An 18,987-nucleotide genomic window follows, 5' to 3' on the forward strand; every position below is an offset into this window, starting at 1 on the left:
CGCCTCAGCATAAGCTGGGGCGTTTTCATAACTGTCGTTTGTAGATTTGATGTCTCAATAAGAAAGGTAGAGTGTGCTTGCGGATCGCCGCACCGCCCATGTGAGAGTAGGACATCGCCAGACTTTTATTTCCACGCCTCAGCATAAGCTGGGGCGTTTTCATATCTGTCGTTTGTAGATTTGATGTCTCAATAAGAAAGGTAGAGTGTGCTTGCGGATCGCCGCACCGCCCATGTGAGAGTAGGACATCGCCAAGCTTTAATTCCGCGCCTCAGCATTTGCTGGGGTGCTTTGTATCCGCATACTTTCTTATTTATTCAATTACTCCTCTACTATTTCAACTCTGACTCACAATACCTTGACGGTTTAAGTTAAACTTTAATCATGTTACTGAATTAGCTATGTATTATGAGTGCGACATTACCCTTTATTATCTCAGGTGGTCCTGGATCAGGAAAAACAACGCTTCTAGAGGCTTTAGGAAACGAGGGCTACGACGTATATCCAGAGATCCCGCGATTACTCATAGAAGAGCAGTCTAAGCTTGAAGGTGGCGTATTGCCTTGGCAGCAGCTTGGTTTATTTGCGGATATGTGTTTTGAGCAAATGCTGGATCAGCGAAACAAAGCACAGCTGTATCAACAACTAAGCTTTGTTGACCGTGCCATCCCTGATGTCTGCGCCTATCTATCATTTGGAGACTTACCGGTGTCAGAAACTATTGGCAGCGAGGCAGCTAATGGTTATCAAAAAGTCGTCCTGTTTTGTAAGCCTACTCTAGAGACCTATATCCAAGATGATGTACGCCCGTATCCCTTCGAAGAAGCTCTAAGCATTCACGAATCACTTTGCGACACTTATCAAAGCTTGGGATATAGAGTTATTGAAGTTCCTTTAATGTCAGTAGCTAAGCGAGTCGAGTTTGTTTTAAATCAGTGTAAGAATCAGCTCACAACTGACGTTATCGCAACACAAGTTAGCAAGGAGTGCTAGATTGAACATGCGCGACAAAATCCCCCAACAATTTATTCAGCCAATCTCTATCTTAGTAAGCTTTGTTCGCTATCTCGTGCAGCGCATGGCTCACGATAGGGTCAACGTGAATGCGGGTTATCTTGCTTATATTACCCTGCTTTCTATCGTTCCTATGCTGACGGTATTGCTGTCGGTACTATCGTCTTTTCCTATCTTTGCTAATGTTGGTGAGACACTACAGAACTTCATCATTCAACATTTTGTACCAGCAGCCGGGGATGCGGTCTATGGTGCATTAACTGAATTCGTTTCTAACACCGGAAGGATGACGGCGATAGGTAGTGCGTTTTTGTTTGTCGCTGCAGTGACGCTTATCTCCAATATAGATAACAACCTTAACTATATCTGGCGAGTCAAAAAGAAACGTCGCCGGGTATTTTCATTCTCGATGTATTGGATGATTCTGACTCTTGGGCCTATTTTGGTGGGTGCCAGTATTGTTGGTACCTCTTATGTCACGTCATTAAAGATACTTGAACACCAAATCCTAAGCGGAGCGTTTAGCTTCTTCATTAATTGGCTCCCTGCGTTTCTAGCGATGCTGGCATTTACTGGGCTTTACATGTTGGTACCTAATAAAAAGGTCTATCTGAGTCATGCATTAATAGGCGCTGTGATAGCCACGCTGCTGTTTGAAATCAGTAAGAAGGGCTTCGCATATTACATTACCCAGTTTCCGTCTTATCAGCTTATCTATGGGGCTATTGCGGCAATCCCAATTCTGTTTTTGTGGATTTACCTGTGTTGGTTCATCGTGTTAATTGGCGCGGAGTTTACCGCAGCACTTGGAGAGAAAGAACACTGGCGACCAAAGTGCACCATGTTACAATCGACAGCCAATCAAAAAGAATTCACCAAAAAGGAACGACTAAGTGATAGCACTGATACAGAGAGTGAGTGAGTCCTCTGTCAAAGTAGACGGCGAAGTAGTTGGTGAGATCGGCAAGGGCTTATTAGTGCTACTTGGCGTAGAGAAGGAAGATGACGAAGCTAAGGCGAAGCGCCTAGTCGAGCGTGTCACCACTTACCGTGTTTTTGAAGATGACGCCGGTAAGATGAATCTGAGTGTGAAGGATGTTGGTGGTAGCGTCTTAGTGGTATCGCAATTTACGCTTCCAGCCGATACAAAGAAAGGTACTCGAGCGGGCTTCTCAAGAGGTGCGCATCCAGCTGATGCAGAGCGCCTTTACGACTATTTTTCGGATCGTTGCCTAGAGATACTGCCTACAGAGCGTGGGCAATTTGCCGCGGATATGAAGGTGTCGCTAGTGAATGATGGTCCCGTAACTTTTTGGTTGCAGGTATAAACGAGTAACGCTTTAGGTTTACATGCGAAAGGATATCTATGTTTAAACTCATTACTCCAAAGACTGAGAATCAACTCGCCAAGTATTACCACTTCCGTTGGCAAATGCTGCGAGAGCCGTGGCGTTTGCCTGTGGGTTCGGAGCGCGATGAGTATGATGAAATGAGTCATCACCGCATGATTGTCGATGGTCGAGGAAGACCTATGGCAATCGGTCGCTTGTACATTACCCCAGACAACGAAGGTCAGATTCGCTATATGGCGGTTAAAAATAGCCGACGTAACAAGGGTATGGGGTCTTTAGTACTCGTTGCTCTGGAGTCTTTTGCTCGTCAAGAGGGCGTTAAGAGACTCGTTTGTAATGCTCGAGAGGATGCTATCTCCTTCTACGAAACCAATGGGTTTAGTAGTCAGGAGAGCTCAACGATCAGAAGGGCCCGGTCCGCCACCAACAGATGGTCAAACAACTTGATCCGCTTGCAAAAGTGCTACGACGTCCGGAATGGTGCGCCGAGTTGCAAGACCGCTGGGAGCAACAGATCCCAATCAGCGACAAGATGGGCATCAAGATCAATCAGTACACAGGCTATCGCTTTGAGTGTAGTGCCCAGCTGAACCCTAATCTGAACCCTCATAACACCATGTTTGCCGGTTCGGCATTTACCCTAGCAACCCTAACTGGGTGGGGAATGACATGGCTGCTTATGCGTGAGCGCGGATTGGTTGCTGATATTGTTTTGGCGGACAGTCGTATTCGCTACAAACACCCAGTGGAATCTAGTCCTGTTTCGGTTACGTCTCTTGATGGGATTAGTGGTGACTTGGATAGGCTTGCGGCAGGTAAAAAGGCACGTATCGTCATCAATGTCACCATCTATAGTGGTGATAGCCCCGCGGTGGAGTTCGTTGGGACCTATATGCTGTTACCCAACTACCAAGACAAGCTGCTATCGAGCTAGTAGAAAAGCCCCTATCTCATGGATAGGGGTTTTGTTTAAGGACAGGTGTCTAGAGGAAAGGAGACCACCTCTCCGGTCAAAATATGCAGTTCATACTCGGCTTTACAAGTCTCGGCTAACCTAATGGTGACCGCTTGCATCGACTGAGAATGAAGGTCTATTGAATCGCCCGCAGAGCCCTCAATGCCCACTCCCGATATTTCGAGTGGCTCCAACTCTATTACCCCTCTGTCAGCCGTCATCTTGAGCGGCGTAACCTCCAGTGCTTGAGGCTGCTCCGAATGTCGGGTTTGGATTTCAGTGTTGTAAAAGCTGCTGCTCAGGCTGCCTGACAGCGTCTGCGAAAGAGAGAGGTTATCTGCGATAAGGGCACTGATATCGAGGTCTAAATCCGCGGTACCTGTCAGCTGAATTTCATCAGAATCAAACAAGTACTGCGTCAATGCGAGAGGGAGGGAAAATGCTTTCGCATTAAGTGCGAGAGGCTGACTCGGTGCACCAAAATCTAAACTTGCCGTCGAGGTAATGTAGCCTTGCTCGAATGGGATGAAGAGACGGTTTAACTGCCATTTTCCTTCTTTGCTTTCTGTCTCCATGATGATCTGGTTAGCCAGTATCTTATCAATACTGGCGCTATTAGCCGACGCTGTTGCTTTGCCCTGCCATAGCCCCCATTGATAGTCTCTTTTTAGCAGTAAGTCAGAGGCTTCCATATTAAATCCAGTGACTTGCCAAAATGGCTTTGTCGAAAGCTGAATCCATTGTGAGCGGTTGATGGCAACGCGATCAATGGCGACGGATTTGAGATCATCAATGCTCACATCTGCAAACAGGTCTAATAGAGAAGGCTTGTCTCCCTCTTGAATGTATTTAACGCCATCTACTTCAAGATTATCGAGCTTTATTTCATTGGGCTTCACGTAGCCGGAAAGCTGGATGCGACCTTGCTCTAGTTGGGTGTCGAGGTCCGCAATTTCTATTCGCTCTTCATTTGCGTAAACCTCTAGAGTTGGTTCGATGAACTCAAAGCCGCGCCATATGAGTTGGTCGGCATCAACAGAGATATAGGCTTCGGATTGTTTCCAAAGCGATTTATCCAAATCAATGTTTTCTAAAGAAGCGCTGATGTTGTCGACGGTCATATCATTATTGCTTAGCGTTGAGTTAAGAATATCTAAGCTATTGATATGACCCACGTGCTCCTTAAGAATTGAAAGTAATGGATCGTCTTGGGCTGTGGCATCTAAGTCCAATCGATCTATTGTGGTATTGACCAGTGACCAACGTCCATTTTGTATTTGTGCTTGTGTCGAGATACTGGATTTATTCCATGTAAACGAGGCTCCGAGTATTTTGCTGTTATCGCCATCCAACTCTCCATCGACTAATAGGTTTCGCAGCGAAGAGCCTTGATAGTAGAACTGAGAGGCTTGAAGCTGCACGTTTCCTTTGCTTGTTATGACACTATCACCAAGCTCGATACCGGTTAGCTGTAGTCGAAGATCATTGATGATCATCTCGCCATGGCTGTAATCAATATGATCGAGTGCGATATTCTCGATCTGCCATTGTTTTAGCAGCGTAATTGATGGTGTCTGTAATGCGGATAATGATGCGCCGTCGATCAAAAGCTCATGAATAGTGATCGGCTGTTTGGTAGAGAGCTGAGTAGATAGCCAGACGGAAAGCTCAGCGACTTCCACAGGCTGCTTATCAGGAAGCTCAAATCGAGCGTTCTGGAAAGTGACCTGATTTGGATAATGGTATTGAATCGATTCGCTTTTAACGTGAATGCCGAGTCCTTTATCCAGGGTGTAGACCACCATCGGTTTTGCATATTGGGTATGCAGTAAACCGAACACGATCAATATGGTCAATAGACCCAGTGCCAATATGGCGACAAACAGCGCAACAATCTTTCTTACCACGAAACGTATGTCCAAGCTTTCAACATAAACAATAATTTAGCGCGTATAGCGTAAAAAAGCCCCTCTAATTGAGGGGCTGGTATTAAAAAGTTGGATATCTATCCAAGTATTAGTCGAGCTGAGGGCCCGCTGCTACCAATGACTTACCTTCGTCGTTATCCGTGTACTTATCGAAGTTGTTGATAAAGCGCTGGGCAAGATCTGCTGCTTTGCTTTCCCACTGAAGCGGGTCAACGTAAGTTTCACGAGGATCTAGGATCGCAGGGTCGACACCTGGAAGTGAAGTTGGAACTTCTAGGTTGAACACAGGAATGTTCTTAGTTTCTGCTTTCTCGATAGAGCCATCTAGGATCGCATCGATAATGCCACGTGTATCTTGGATAGAGATACGTTTGCCTGTGCCATTCCAGCCAGTGTTAACCAAGTAAGCTTCAGCACCTGCAGCTTCCATGCGCTTAACTAACACTTCAGCGTACTTAGTTGGGTGAAGCGTCAAGAACGCCGCACCGAAACACGCAGAGAAGGTTGGTGTTGGCTCTGTAATACCACGCTCAGTACCGGCTAGTTTCGCAGTGAAGCCTGATAGGAAGTGGTACTTGGTTTGCTCTGGCGTCAGTTTAGAAACCGGAGGCAGTACGCCGAATGCATCAGCAGAAAGGAAGATCACTTTATTCGCATGACCACCTTTTGATACCGGCTTAACGATATTCTCGATGTGGTGAAGTGGATAAGAAACACGGGTGTTCTCTGTCTTCGAGCCGTCATCAAAATCGATAGAGCCGTCGTTGCGAACCGTTACGTTCTCTAGCAATGCGTCGCGGCGGATAGCGTTATAGATGTCTGGCTCAGCTTCTTTAGAGAGGTTGATTGTTTTCGCGTAGCAACCGCCTTCGAAGTTAAACACACCATCGTCATCCCAACCGTGCTCATCGTCACCGATAAGTGCGCGTTTAGGATCGGTTGAAAGTGTTGTCTTACCGGTGCCAGACAAGCCGAAGAAGATAGCAACGTCGCCTTCTTGACCCATGTTGGCAGAACAGTGCATCGATGCGATATCACGCAGTGGCAAGAAGTAGTTCATCATTGCGAACATACCTTTCTTCATTTCGCCGCCATACCATGTGCCGCCTATAAGCTGCATTCTTTCGGTTAGGTTAAACGCTGTGAAGTTTTCAGAATTCAAACCGTGCTCTTGCCATTTCTGGTTAGTACACTTCGCACCATTCATAACCACGAAGTCTGGTTCGAAAGTTGCGAGCTCTTCTTCGGTTGGGCGAATGAACATGTTTTTCACGAAGTGAGCCTGCCAAGCGACTTCTGTGATAATTCGGATACATAGACGGGTATCTGGGTTGGTACCGCAGAATCCGTCGATCACGAATAGACGTTTATTGGATAGTTGACCAGTGACAAGCGTTTTAAGGTCATTCCATGCCTCTTGGGACATAGGTTTGTTGTCGTTTTTGACTTTATCGTTTGTCCACCACATGTGTTCTTCTGTTGTCGCGTCTTTAACGATAAATTTGTCTTTAGGAGAGCGTCCAGTAAAGATTCCCGTATCTACAGCAACGGCGCCAAGCTCAGTGACTACGCCTTTTTCGTAGCCTTCCAGACCTTCGCGAGTTTCCTCTTCAAATAACTGTTCGTAGCTTGGGTTGCGAACGATGTCAGTTACGCCAGTGATTCCGTACTTGGTAAGATCGATTTGTGCAGCCTTGTTAATGTCCATAACGGTCATAGGTGCTCCTTATTGGATTTTTGTAGGGATTTTAAAATTGTAGTAATTGTTTATTTGTTATTTTGTTTTTTATTTTGAACTCCATGCTAGCAACGGATATCCGATAAAACAGGGAGGTAGTTCAAAAATTAGTCATCAGTTATTGATGGTTTTAAGTGTTCTATCACATATTGAATTTGGGCTAATTTCTCCTCAAAGCAAACCTTTGCGCTAGATCAAATGTAACACATCATTTACGTATTTGGTTAGATGCTCTGTTCATGTTTTTTGCAATTCTGTTAAATAAAAAGAACAAAAAAAGCCAGATCGCTAGCGATCTGGCTTTATGAACTAGAACTCAGTGACGATTAATGGATCGTCTTGTCACCTGCGCCTGAATTTGCTTCCGCGTAAAGCGCTTTGACTTCGGCTTCATCGAACGCGTAAGTCGTGCCACAGTAGTCGCAATGAAGCGCCACTTGACCTTCTTCAGCAATGATCTCGAAGATCTCTTCCTGTGCAACAGTCACAATCGCATTGCCACTGCGCTCACGTGAGCAGCCACAGAAGAATTCAACCTCTTTTGGCTCGAACACTTGAACCTTGTCTTGGTTGTATAGGCGGTACAATAAGGTATTCGCATCTAGGCCGAATAGCTCTTCATCTTTGATGGTGTCTGTTAGCTGCTCAAGGTGCTCAAAGTCTTCTGGTGTACCAGTGCCGTCAGGCATTACCTGCAGCATCATGCCTGCAGCGTGAGGCTTGCCTTCAAACTCACCAGTACGGATCCAGAGGCGCGTCTTAAGCTGTTCAGAGCGCTCGAAGTAGCCTTCTAGTACCTCAGATAGGTTATCGCCTTCTAGGCCGACGACACCCTGATAACGTTCACCCTTGTCCGGTGTAATCGTAATCACAAGGTAGCCCTTGCCCATCATGTCGTGGATAGTAGCATCATCAGCAATGTCACCTTCCCAGCGTGCAACGCCACGGAGCTTTTGGTTGTGGTCGCCATTGATAACTGCTAGCGATACTGGACCATCACCTTGAAGCTGCATGGTAATCGAACCTTCAAACTTCAGTGTCGCTGTAAGTAGACTTGTTGATACCAGCAGGTCACCCAGCAGCTTTTGTAGCGGTGCAGGGTATTCCTTGCTTGATAGAATTTCTTGATAAGCTGTATCCATTTGCACGAGTTCGCCGCGCACAGACAGTTCTTCAAAAAGGTAGCGGTTAAGTATGTTGTTAGCCATTGAGGAAGCTCCAGCTTATTGGTGTTTAAATTTAATGATATCGCGACGCTGCTTTTTGTCAGGTCGACGTTCAGGACTTGGGTTGTGTGCGTGCAGTTTTCTCTTCAACGCGTTGTCTTCTCGCTTTGCGATACTCTCAGAAGTTTCGCTATAGAGAGTCTGGGCTTCCGGTGCACCTCTGCGTTGATCTGAAATACGCTCAATGACCACGGTCTTCTCTTCGTTACCCTGGCGTAGAGCGATGACAGCTCCCAATTCCACTATTTTACTCGGCTTCGAGCGCTGTCCATTGTAGTGGACTTTGCCACCATCGACCATATTTCGCGCGATACTTCTGGTTTTATAGAAGCGAGCGGCCCACAGCCATTTATCCAATCGAACAGAATTATTCTCGGAACTCATCGTGAATCCTACTTTCTAAGTAAGTGACGGCAAAAAGTCAGTCATGACTTACCGTACGGAACTAGTGATACTTTTATCTTGCTATTGGTGTACTAAATGGTGCTTGGGTCTAAAAAATTCAACCCCAAATACGTAATAGCATTACTGTAATACTAGTTGTGCTATATTCTGTCGGTTGGCAGGAAGCAAAAGTTGCTTATACCATTGGATTTATAACATAGTGAATAACTGGAAAGTTCATTACCAAGCAGGAAGTTAGAGAGTGAAAGGATTATCTATATCGGCGAACAGTGTCTCCGCTGCCTCTTTGAACTCACTCTTACGACGTTGTACGCAGTATCAGCCTCAAATCAGTTTACTTCTGACGTTAGTGTTACTTGTGATCTCTTGTTGGATCGCGGGTGCGTTGTTGTGGCAGTTGTTTCCCCAATCTCATTCTGTGACGCGTTGGGCTCCGCCAGCGGCAGTAAGCACTGCGAACTCATCACAAACCGCCAAGCTGCAATCTTCAGATATTAATAACGCCAATATCTTCGGTGCTTACAGCCGAGAACAAAAAGTGGTACAAGCCCCTGTCGTGACCGATGCGCCAAAAAGTCGTTTGAATGTGGTATTGGTGGGTTCTGTCGTGAGTTCCAATCCTGACCTAAGCTTAGCAGTAGTGGCTAATCGTGGTAAGCAAGGCACCTACGGCATTGGTGAGCAAATTGATGGCACTCGAGCAACCATCAATGCGGTATTAATTGATCGTATTATCATCTCCAACGCAGGTCGTGACGAGACCGTTATGCTTGAAGGACTCGAATATAAAAAGCTTGAGTTAACTCAACGACCTCAAGCAGCAGCATCCAATGTGGTTGGTAACAACCCTGTGGATGCAGAAGAAAAGCTAGCAGCGATTCGTAACACAATTACTCAAGACCCACAGCAAATATTTCAGTACGTTAGGCTTTCTCAAGTAAAGCGTGACGGCCAGGTGAAGGGATATCGAGTGAGCCCAGGACGAGATCCTGAGTTATTTAACTCGGTTGGTCTACAAAATGGCGATATCGCCGTAGCACTTAACGGTGCAGACCTGACCGACCCAGCGGCTATGGGACAGATTTATCAATCCATCACTGAACTGACAGAATTAAACCTCACCGTTGAGCGCGATGGACAGCAACATGACATCTTTATCCAATTTTAGTCATGTGGACAGTATTACAAGGGAGCATTAAGTGAAAAGTTGGCTTAAAACAAGTACCTGGTTATTGATGGGGAGCCTATTGGCTGTCCCAGCGGTATCAGCCAATGAATTTAGCGCCAGTTTTAAAGGCACTGACCTTCATGAGTTTATCAATATTGTCGGGCGAAACCTCGACAAGACCATCATCGTTGATCCGTCAGTACGTGGCAAGGTCGACGTACGCAGCTACGACGTCCTCAATGAAGAGCAGTATTACAGCTTTTTCCTAAACGTACTTGAGGTATATGGCTTTGCCGTTGTTGAGATGGACAATGGCATTCTAAAAGTGATTAAGGCAAAAGACGCGAAGACATCGGCAATCCCAGTCGTTGGCGATACCGACATTACGGCAGGTGATACGGTAGTAACGCGCGTTGTAGCGGTGAAGAACGTTTCGGTACGTGAACTGTCACCACTACTAAGACAGCTTAATGATAATGCTGGGGCAGGTAACGTAGTCCACTACGACCCAGCAAACATCATCCTAATCACAGGTCGTGCTGCAGTTGTTAATCGTTTGGCGGACATCATTCGTCGCGTTGACCAAGCAGGCGACAAAGAGGTAGAAGTCGTTGAGCTTAAAAACGCATCCGCGGCTGAAATGGTGCGTATCGTCGATGCGCTCAACAAAACCACCGATGCAAAGAATACCCCGGCTCTGCTCCAACCTAATTTGGTGGCGGATGAGCGTACTAACTCCATTCTTATTTCAGGTGACCCAAAAGTTCGTCAGCGTCTACGTCGTCTGATTGGTCAGCTTGATATTGAGATGGCGACCAAGGGTAATAACCGCGTTCAATACCTAAAATACGCGAAAGCTGAAGATCTCGTTGATGTGCTCAAGGGTGTATCAGACAACCTGCAAAAGGAAAAGCAAGCGGGCTCAAAGTCAGGTTCGAGCGCGAACCGCACAGAAGTCATGATTGCCGCTCACTCAGATACCAATGCGTTAGTACTTACTGCGCCGCCAGATATCATGAAAGCGCTGCTTGAGGTTATTTCGCAGCTCGATATTCGTCGTGCACAGGTGTTGATCGAAGCGTTGATTGTCGAACTTGCGGATGTCGATGGCGCCAACCTAGGCGTTCAATGGGGCTCGCTATCCAACGGTGGTGTGGTTCAGTTTAGTAACACTGGCGCGTCTATCGGCAGTGTTATGGTCGGTATGGAAGAAGCGAAAGATCAGAAAACGACAGAAACGCGTGTCGATTCAGATGGCAACCCGTACAACGTAGAAACAACAACCAGTGGTGACTACAGTGCATTGGCAAGTGCCTTGGGTGGTGTTCAAGGTGCCGCTGTGGGTATTGCCTTGGGTGACTGGACCGCGTTAATTACCGCAGTATCGAGTCAATCCAACTCGAACATTCTGTCATCGCCAAGTATTACCGTCATGGATAACGGTGAAGCCTCGTTTATTGTCGGTGAAGAGGTGCCAGTCTTGACGGGCTCAACCGCAGGCTCAAACAACAGCAACCCGTTCCAGACCGTCGATCGTAAAGAAGTGGGTATCAAGCTGAAGGTTGTGCCGCAGATCAACGAAGGTAACTCAGTACAGCTCAACATTGAGCAAGAAGTATCGAACGTACTGGGCGCCAACGGTGCGGTAGACGTGCGCTTTGCCAAGCGTCAGTTGAATACCTCTGTGATGATCCAAGACGGTCAGATGCTGGTGCTTGGTGGTTTGATTGATGAGCGTGCTGCAGAGAGTGAATCCAAAGTTCCGTTCCTGGGTGATATTCCTTACCTAGGTCGCCTGTTCACCTCTACGTCGACCACCGTTGAGAAAAAGAACCTAATGGTGTTCATCAAGCCAACCATTATTCGTGATGGCATGACCTCCGATGGTATAACTCAGCGTAAGTACAACTACATTCGTGCTGAGCAGCTGTTTAAGGCAGACAAAGGTTTGAAATTAATGGACGACGGCTTTATTCCGGTACTGCCTGAATTTAACGAAACCGATCGTTATCCTTCAGAGATTCAAGCCTTTATCGATCAAGTAGAAGCGAACTAACTATGGAAAGCTTAGAGCATCGCCCTTTGGCAAACCGCCTGCCGTTTAGCTTTGCTAATCGCTTTAAAGTGGTGTTTGAAGCACATGAAGAGCAGTCGGTGCTCTACTATGTTGAGCCGCTTGCACTCAACGCATTGCAAGAAGTGAAAAGGGTCTTTCGTAGACCCTTCGAGCTGCACTCTCTACCATCCAGTGAGTTCGATGCCAAACTGACTCAAGCTTATCAGCGTGACTCATCTGAAGCGCGTCAATTGATGGAAGACATCGGTGCAGACAGCGATGACTTCTTCTCGTTGGCGGAAGAGCTCCCTCAAGACGAAGACCTACTTGAGTCTGACGATGATGCACCGATTATCAAGCTTATCAACGCCATGCTTGGTGAAGCGATTAAAGAGGGTGCGTCGGATATTCACATCGAAACCTTCGAAAAAGTGCTGTCGATTCGCTTTAGAATTGATGGCGTATTGCGTGATGTACTCGCGCCAAGTCGTAAGCTAGCGCCGCTTTTGGTCTCACGCGTTAAAGTTATGGCGAAGCTGGATATCGCTGAAAAGCGTGTTCCTCAAGATGGTCGTATCTCGCTACGTATCGGTGGCCGAGCGGTGGATGTGCGTGTGTCGACTATGCCGTCGTCACACGGTGAGCGTGTGGTGATGCGTCTTCTCGATAAAAATGCTACACGCTTGGATCTGCATAGTTTAGGTATGACGCCTGAGAATCACGAGAAATTTAGACACCTCATCCAACGTCCGCACGGCATTATCCTAGTCACCGGTCCTACGGGTTCAGGTAAATCGACCACCCTGTATGCGGGCTTGCAAGAGATCAACAGTAACGAGCGCAACATACTGACCGTAGAAGATCCTATCGAATTTGATATCGATGGTATTGGACAGACACAGGTGAACCCAAAGGTTGATATGACGTTCGCTCGTGGGCTGCGTGCGATTTTGCGTCAGGACCCAGACGTGGTGATGGTTGGTGAGATCCGTGATTTAGAAACGGCGCAGATTGCGGTGCAAGCGTCCTTGACCGGTCACTTGGTGATGTCGACGCTTCACACCAACACCGCAGTTGGTGCGATTACGCGTATGCGTGATATGGGTATTGAGCCATTCCTTATCTCGTCATCTTTGTTGGGTGTTCTTGCTCAGCGACTAGTACGAACGCTTTGCAATGATTGTAAAGAGCCTTACGAAGCTGACTCGGCCACCAAGCAATTGTTTGGCCTAACGGAAGCGCAGCCACTTACGCTACATAAAGCGGTGGGTTGTGAGCACTGTAACCACAAAGGTTACCGTGGACGTACTGGTATTCACGAACTGTTGATGGTTGACGATACCGTGCAGTCACTTATCCATGATGAAGCTGGTGAGCAGGCGATTGAAAAAGCCATACGCTCTCATACTCCAAGTATTCGTGATGATGGCTTCCACAAGGTAAAACTTGGCGTGACCTCGCTAGAAGAAGTCATGCGTGTGACGAAGGAAGCGTAACTTGGCAGCGTTTGAATACAAAGCTCTCAATGCAAAGGGCAAACAAGTCAAAGGGCTTATCGAGGGCGACAACGCTCGTCAGGCACGCCAACGCCTAAAAGAGCAAGGCCTGATGCCTGTTGATATTGTTGAGGCGAAAGGCAAGGCTCAATCTGGTTCATCGGGAAGTAGCAATGCTAAACCGATGTTTAAACGAGGTTTAAGCACACCTGATTTGGCGCTCATAACCAGACAGCTATCGACCTTGGTACAATCGGGTATGCCGCTTGAGGAATGTCTAAAAGCGGTGTCTGAGCAATCGGAGAAGCCACGTATTAGAACCATGTTGGCAGCGATCCGCTCTAAGGTTACCGAAGGCTATACCTTGTCAGACAGCTTAGCGGACTACCCACACGTTTTTGATGAACTGTTTCGCTCGATGGTCGCGGCAGGTGAGAAGTCAGGGCACCTAGATTCTATCTTGGAGCGGTTGGCTGATTATGCCGAGAATCGACAAAAAATGCGCTCTAAACTGCAGCAAGCGATGATCTACCCGGTTGTGCTGGTGGTGTTTGCGGTCGCGATTGTGGCATTTTTGCTTGCTGCCGTGGTACCAAAGATTGTCGGTCAGTTTGTGCAGATGGGACAAGAATTGCCCGCATCAACGCAATTTCTCTTGTCATCGAGTGACTTTATCCAGCAATGGGGTCTGATGTTATTAGGTGGCTTTGTTGTCACTTTTTATCTGATTAAAGTGGCGCTGAGTAAGCCCTCAATTCGAATGAGTTGGGATACTAAGGTTCTGGGTTTCCCATTGATTGGTAAGATCGCTCGAGGCCTTAACACCTCGCGCTTTGCTCGCACTCTGGCAATTTGTACCTCCAGTGCCATTCCTATCCTAGAGGGAATGAAGGTCTCTGTGGATGTGATGACCAACCACTTTGCTAAGAAGCAGGTGTCGACCGCTGCCGATAACGTGCGAGAAGGTGCCAGCCTTCGCAAAGCGCTTGAGCAAACCAAGCTGTTCCCACCTATGATGCTGCATATGATTGCCAGTGGTGAACAAAGTGGTGAGTTAGAGAGTATGTTGACTCGCGCCGCTGATAATCAAGACCAAAGCTTTGAGTCTACCGTGAACATCGCGCTTGGTATTTTTACTCCCGCGTTGATCGCGGTGATGGCTGGGCTAGTGCTGTTTATTGTGATGGCGACCTTAATGCCAATATTGGAAATGAACAATTTGATGTCTGGTTAATCTAACCAGGCGGACGGTTACTATTGTCCTCAATTTTGAGGATGCTTTATTTGGAGTTAGAGATGAAAAAAGAATGAAAAAACAATCCGGCTTTACCCTGCTAGAGGTAATGGTAGTGGTTGTTATTTTGGGTATTTTGGCGAGCTTCGTTGTGCCTAACTTGCTGGGCAACAAAGAGAAAGCGGACCAACAAAAAGCCGTAACCGATATTGTTGCTCTTGAAAACGCGCTGGACATGTACAAGTTGGATAACAGCGTTTACCCGACGACTGACCAAGGTCTAGAGGCATTGGTAACTAAGCCTAGCAACCCTGAGCCACGTAACTACCGCGATGGCGGCTATATTCGTCGTCTTCCTGCCGATCCATGGGGCAACGAATATCAATACCTAAGCCCAGGCGATAAAGGCACGATCGATATCTTCACGCTGGGTGCGGACGGTCAAGAAGGCGGTGAAGGTCCTGCAGCTGACATCGGCAACTGGAACATTCAAGACTTCCAGTAATTTCGTATTGAGGGGCATCTGCCCTCTTTAATCCAAAGTGAACCCTCATGTTATTTCGCAAGCGCCATCAAGGTGGTTTTACCCTATTAGAAATTATGCTGGTGTTGGTGCTGCTGTCGGTCAGTGCCGTGGCGGTTATTTCAACCCTGCCACAAAGCCAGAGTGACGAAACCAAACAACAAGCGCAGCGCTTATACCAAAGACTTCAACTCTTTAATGAAGAAGCCATGTTAGCTGGCAAAGATTTTGGTATACGTGTTGATGAGGCTAAAAAGCAGTATGTGTTCTTGGAGCTCAAACAAGACGGTTGGCAAAGGGTCTCGTTGAGCAAGATCCCTGAAGAAACGACTTTGCCTGAGGCGTTGTCGATTAAGCTCGATTTGAGCACAGGTATTTGGGGCAATGACGACAGACTTTTTGAGCCTGGCTCTCTATTCGATGAAGATATGTTTGCAGATGCCGAAAAAGAGAAAAAGCAAGAAAAGCCGCCACAAGTATTCATTCTCTCCAGTGGGGAGATTACCGCAGGGGTGTTTGTCTTAGCACCCGTTAATCGGGCTCAGCAAGATCAAACTTGGTATGTTGAGGTAGAAGAGAGCGGACACCTTGCGCTAATGGATGTGAAAGATTGGAATGAAAAAGAGCGTTAGAGGCATGACCTTACTAGAGGTGCTGATAGCAATGGCCATTTTTGCTACTGCTGCGATCTCTATTATTCGTTCGGTCAGTCAACACATCAATACGCTAAGCTACTTGGAAGAGAAAGCGTTCGCAAGCATGGTGGTTGATAACCAGATGGCGAAGGTCATGTTGGATACCTCAGAACTCAAGGCGAAAAAAGGCAAAGAGACGCTGGCTGGTCGTGAGTGGTATTGGAGTGTTCAGCCAATCGAGACGGCGGATAACTTGTTATCAGCATTTGATGTCAGTGTCGCTACGGATGCCAAAGCGAGCCCGATTGTTACGGTGAGAAGTTATGTCGATAAGTAACCGTGCTAAAGGCTTTACCTTGATTGAGGTGCTGGTGGCCATTGCGATTTTCGCCAGTTTAAGTGTTGCGGCTTACCAAGTGGTAAACCAAGTTCAGCGCAGCAATGAACTGTCGCAAGCTCGAAGTGCCAGACTGCAAGAAATTCAGCGTGGCTTTGTCTATTTAGATAGTGACTTCAAGCAGTTAGCGCTTAGGCAGTTTCGTCATGAAGGGGAAGAGCCTCTTACTCGTTTGATGCTTTGGCAAGAGGGCTTGTTGGAATCAGAAGGGCGAGGATTGTTGTTTGCTCGCTTGGGCTGGCTGAATCCTCAGAACCAATTTCCTCGCGGAGAAGTGGCGAAAATAGGCTACCGATTGCAAGAAGGCAGGCTTGAACGACTGTGGTGGCGCTACCCAGATACGACGGTGGGTGAAGAGCCGGTTGCCTTGCCGATATTTACCAAGGTCGAGTCGTTCGATATGCGTTTCTACAATGGTGAGTCCTGGGCTAGCGAATGGCAGGCTGAGTTAACATTGCCGCTTGCTGTCGAGGTAAAGATCCGCTTTGAAGACTATGATGAGATCAGTCGAATTTACCTAACCCCGGCGGGCACCTTAAATGCTTCGTCAGGTGGAAGTAACAACAACGGTAACTCGGGTGGTAATAACCAAGGTAATAATCAAGGCAGCGCTCAAGGCGGTAACTCATGAGAAGAGTGATGGCTAAATCCCAAAAAGGGGTCGCGTTGATTGTGATTCTGCTGTTACTTGCCATTATGGTTTCAATCGCTGCAACTATGTCAGAGCGCCTATTTAGCCAATTTACGCGAGCGTCGAATCAGGTAAATTATCAGCAAGCGTATTGGTATGCGATTGGCGTTGAAGCCTTGGCATCAGTGGCTATAAAAGAGAGCTATAAAGACAATAAGGACAGCGTTAACCTCAATCAGCCATGGGCGATTGAAGAGCGGACCTATCCACTTGATTACGGCGAGGCGACTGGCTATATCCGTGATATGCAGGCGTGCTTTAATATCAATGCGCTCTCTACGGTGCAGCCAGCGACAAACAGTGCCACTAAGCCATTTCTGGTGCGTTTTTTCCAAAAGCTGCTTGAAGAAAGTGGTGTGGAGAATTACCAAGCGGAACAGGTTGCGGACTCGACGTGGGAGTTTGTTAACAAAGAGACCAGCGTGAGGTCGGTATCCGGTGTAGGGGATAGCTATTATGAGTCCTTGTCACCAAGCTATGTAGCCCCCAATGGGTTCGTCGCCGACAGCTCAGAGCTGAGAGCGATTAACCAGATGAGCGGTGACGCCATGCTGAGCATATCGCCTGTTGTATGTGCGTTACCTACCGCAGATTGGCGCCTAAATGTAAACACGATAGTCGTGGAGCAAGCGGAGCTGCTGTCAGCGCTGTTTGCGCCTAATCTATCGGTAGAGAATGCGAGACAGCTGATCGAAAACCGTCCTTTTGACGGTTGGTCAGGTATCGATAAGTTTATGGCCGAGTCTCAAATGGCCAGTGTAGACAGTAACACCAAACAGCAAGCTCAACAGTATCTTGCTGTAGACAGCGCCTATTTTGAAATGGACACACAGGTTGTCGTTGGAGAGTCGCGAATGCGACTGCGCAGCCTGTTTTTTAGTCAAGATAGACAGGAAGTGACGGTAGTCCGTCGTCGATTTGGAGGATTTAGTGAGCGAGTTCTTAACCGTTCGCCTGAATAGCCAACCAGATAGCCAAATACATTGGGCTGTATGGTCAACTAGTCAGCAAGAAGTGATAGCCAGCGGAGAGCTTAATAACCTCGACCAGCTCGCTGACATTAAAGAGTATGCACAGCAGCGTGTGACGCTATTGATGCTAAGTGGACAGGACGTGCACTTTGCTGATGTCGAGATCCCGCAGGGTGGTGCACGTCAGTTTGAGACTATGTTGCCATTTCTTGTCGAAGACGATATTGCTCAGGACGTCGATGAGCTGCATTTCACCATATTTAGCAAGCAGGGTGGCATTGCGTCTATTGCAGCGGTAGACCGTCAATATCTGACGCATGTTATTCAAAGCTTTGCTGAGCAGGGAATCGAAGTCAAAAAAGGTTATCCCTGATGTGCTCGCATTGCCTCAAACGGAGCAGGTCAGTGCTATCCACCTTGATGGTCAATGGCTGTTTCGTACGGCGAACCAGCGCGGTCTAGTCGTTGATGAAGGCTGGATGGACGCGGTGATCGATTCCGATTACTTGCTGGTGTCGGAGAGTGAGGATGAGAGCAAAGTCGCGATAGAGAGCTACTCTCCCGTCCCGACATCCTTCGTTGAGCGCTCAGAGCATATTGACTGGCACAGCATGCCGCCAGAGCCTGCAATGGCATTGTTGTCGAAAGGCACCGTAGAGAGTGGTGCCAATCTAATGACGGGTGACTTTAAACCGAAGGCATCCTTTTTAAGACATTGGAAGGTTTGGCAAAAAGTCGCTATTGCCGCCTCTATTCTTGTTGTAGCACTCGTTACGCAGCAAGTTGTGCTGGTGAATCAGTACGAGTCTCAAGCGGCCGCCTACCGAGCTGAAAGTGAGCGCATTTTCAGAGCGGTACTGCCAGATAAACAACGTATCCCAACGGTGAGTTACCTTAAGCGACAGATGGATGATGAACTTAAGCGTCTAGGCGGAAGTGATTTGTCCAGTGAGTCGGTATTGGAGTGGCTATCGAAACTGCCCGATACCGTGGGGCAGGTCAATGGTATGCAAGTCCAGAGCTTCACCTTTGACGGTAACCGCAATGAAGTTCGCATGAATGTGACCAGTCGCGATTTTGATAGTTTTGAAGCCGCGCGAGTGAAGCTAGAAACGCAATTTGAAGTAACGCAAGGTCCACTCAACCGTAATGGCGAAGTGGTCATGGGTAACTTTGTACTTAAGAAGAAGTAGGGCGT

The 18,987-nt window shown here is 47.4% G+C and carries 16 protein-coding genes and 2 pseudogenes; 14 read left to right on the forward strand and 4 right to left on the reverse strand.

Features of this window, described 5'->3' with window-relative positions:
- Positions 1–408 precede the first annotated feature (408 nt).
- The 4 genes and pseudogenes from AC6I8Y_RS00825 to AC6I8Y_RS00840 all read left to right on the forward strand — a co-directional run bounded on the left by AC6I8Y_RS00825 (position 409) and on the right by AC6I8Y_RS00840 (position 3,300).
- Positions 409–993 (forward strand): AAA family ATPase, encoded by a 585-nt coding sequence (locus tag AC6I8Y_RS00825; RefSeq protein WP_498020637.1) that lies wholly within the window; start codon positions 409–411, stop codon positions 991–993.
- 7 nt (positions 994–1,000) lie between these two features.
- Positions 1,001–1,936 carry a virulence factor BrkB family protein gene (locus AC6I8Y_RS00830; RefSeq protein WP_498020638.1) on the forward strand — a complete coding sequence of 312 codons (936 nt, stop codon included), beginning with the start codon at positions 1,001–1,003 and terminating at the stop codon, positions 1,934–1,936.
- The gene (dtd, locus tag AC6I8Y_RS00835) at positions 1,908–2,342 is read left to right on the forward strand and encodes a D-aminoacyl-tRNA deacylase (RefSeq protein WP_042478575.1); all 435 of its coding nucleotides are present in this window, start codon (positions 1,908–1,910) and stop codon (positions 2,340–2,342) included. The genes AC6I8Y_RS00830 and dtd overlap by 29 nt, the downstream gene beginning before the upstream one ends.
- A gap of 38 nt (positions 2,343–2,380) precedes the next feature.
- Positions 2,381–3,300, forward strand: a pseudogene (locus AC6I8Y_RS00840) (bifunctional GNAT family N-acetyltransferase/hotdog fold thioesterase).
- 35 nt (positions 3,301–3,335) lie between these two features.
- Here AC6I8Y_RS00840 and AC6I8Y_RS00845 read toward each other — a convergent pair.
- The 4 genes from AC6I8Y_RS00845 to hslR form a co-directional block, all read right to left on the reverse strand.
- Positions 3,336–5,228, reverse strand: a complete 1,893-nt coding sequence (locus AC6I8Y_RS00845) for an AsmA family protein (RefSeq protein ID WP_498020639.1) — start codon at positions 5,226–5,228, stop codon at positions 3,336–3,338.
- 109 nt (positions 5,229–5,337) lie between these two features.
- Positions 5,338–6,966 (reverse strand): phosphoenolpyruvate carboxykinase (ATP), encoded by a 1,629-nt coding sequence (gene pckA / locus AC6I8Y_RS00850; RefSeq protein WP_042478579.1) that lies wholly within the window; start codon positions 6,964–6,966, stop codon positions 5,338–5,340.
- Between the two features lie 347 nt (positions 6,967–7,313).
- Positions 7,314–8,195: an Hsp33 family molecular chaperone HslO gene (hslO, locus tag AC6I8Y_RS00855; RefSeq protein WP_498020640.1), complete on the reverse strand. Its 882-nt coding sequence runs from the start codon at positions 8,193–8,195 to the stop codon at positions 7,314–7,316.
- Between the two features lie 15 nt (positions 8,196–8,210).
- On the reverse strand, positions 8,211–8,597 hold the full coding sequence (gene hslR, locus AC6I8Y_RS00860) for a ribosome-associated heat shock protein Hsp15 (RefSeq protein WP_042478583.1): 387 nt from the start codon (positions 8,595–8,597) through the stop codon (positions 8,211–8,213).
- A 262-nt stretch (positions 8,598–8,859) separates the two neighbouring features.
- Between hslR and gspC the strand changes: the two genes are divergently transcribed.
- The 10 genes and pseudogenes from gspC to gspL all read left to right on the forward strand — a co-directional run bounded on the left by gspC (position 8,860) and on the right by gspL (position 18,982).
- Positions 8,860–9,786: a type II secretion system protein GspC gene (gene gspC / locus AC6I8Y_RS00865; RefSeq protein ID WP_394153968.1), complete on the forward strand. Its 927-nt coding sequence runs from the start codon at positions 8,860–8,862 to the stop codon at positions 9,784–9,786.
- A gap of 31 nt (positions 9,787–9,817) precedes the next feature.
- Positions 9,818–11,842: a type II secretion system secretin GspD gene (gspD, locus tag AC6I8Y_RS00870; protein WP_498020641.1), complete on the forward strand. Its 2,025-nt coding sequence runs from the start codon at positions 9,818–9,820 to the stop codon at positions 11,840–11,842.
- 2 nt (positions 11,843–11,844) lie between these two features.
- Positions 11,845–13,338, forward strand: coding sequence for a type II secretion system ATPase GspE (gene gspE, locus AC6I8Y_RS00875; protein WP_394153972.1), 1,494 nt, complete (start codon positions 11,845–11,847; stop codon positions 13,336–13,338).
- A 1-nt stretch (position 13,339) separates the two neighbouring features.
- On the forward strand, positions 13,340–14,572 hold the full coding sequence (gene gspF / locus AC6I8Y_RS00880) for a type II secretion system inner membrane protein GspF (RefSeq protein ID WP_498017316.1): 1,233 nt from the start codon (positions 13,340–13,342) through the stop codon (positions 14,570–14,572).
- A gap of 73 nt (positions 14,573–14,645) precedes the next feature.
- The gene (gene gspG / locus AC6I8Y_RS00885) at positions 14,646–15,077 is read left to right on the forward strand and encodes a type II secretion system major pseudopilin GspG (protein ID WP_498020642.1); all 432 of its coding nucleotides are present in this window, start codon (positions 14,646–14,648) and stop codon (positions 15,075–15,077) included.
- 47 nt (positions 15,078–15,124) lie between these two features.
- A complete protein-coding gene (gspH, locus tag AC6I8Y_RS00890; protein ID WP_498020643.1) occupies positions 15,125–15,727 on the forward strand; it encodes a type II secretion system minor pseudopilin GspH in 603 nt (200 codons plus the stop codon).
- Positions 15,711–16,067, forward strand: a complete 357-nt coding sequence (gene gspI, locus AC6I8Y_RS00895) for a type II secretion system minor pseudopilin GspI (RefSeq protein ID WP_081936222.1) — start codon at positions 15,711–15,713, stop codon at positions 16,065–16,067. The genes gspH and gspI overlap by 17 nt, the downstream gene beginning before the upstream one ends.
- Positions 16,054–16,758, forward strand: a complete 705-nt coding sequence (gspJ, locus tag AC6I8Y_RS00900) for a type II secretion system minor pseudopilin GspJ (RefSeq protein WP_498020644.1) — start codon at positions 16,054–16,056, stop codon at positions 16,756–16,758. The genes gspI and gspJ overlap by 14 nt, the downstream gene beginning before the upstream one ends.
- Before the next feature lie 8 nt (positions 16,759–16,766).
- Positions 16,767–17,780, forward strand: coding sequence for a type II secretion system minor pseudopilin GspK (gene gspK / locus AC6I8Y_RS00905; RefSeq protein ID WP_498021410.1), 1,014 nt, complete (start codon positions 16,767–16,769; stop codon positions 17,778–17,780).
- Positions 17,749–18,982, forward strand: a pseudogene (gspL, locus tag AC6I8Y_RS00910) (type II secretion system protein GspL). Before gspK ends, gspL begins: the two are co-directional and overlap by 32 nt.
- Positions 18,983–18,987 lie beyond the last annotated feature (5 nt).

The organism is Vibrio sp. KUL78 (assembly GCF_059725505.1).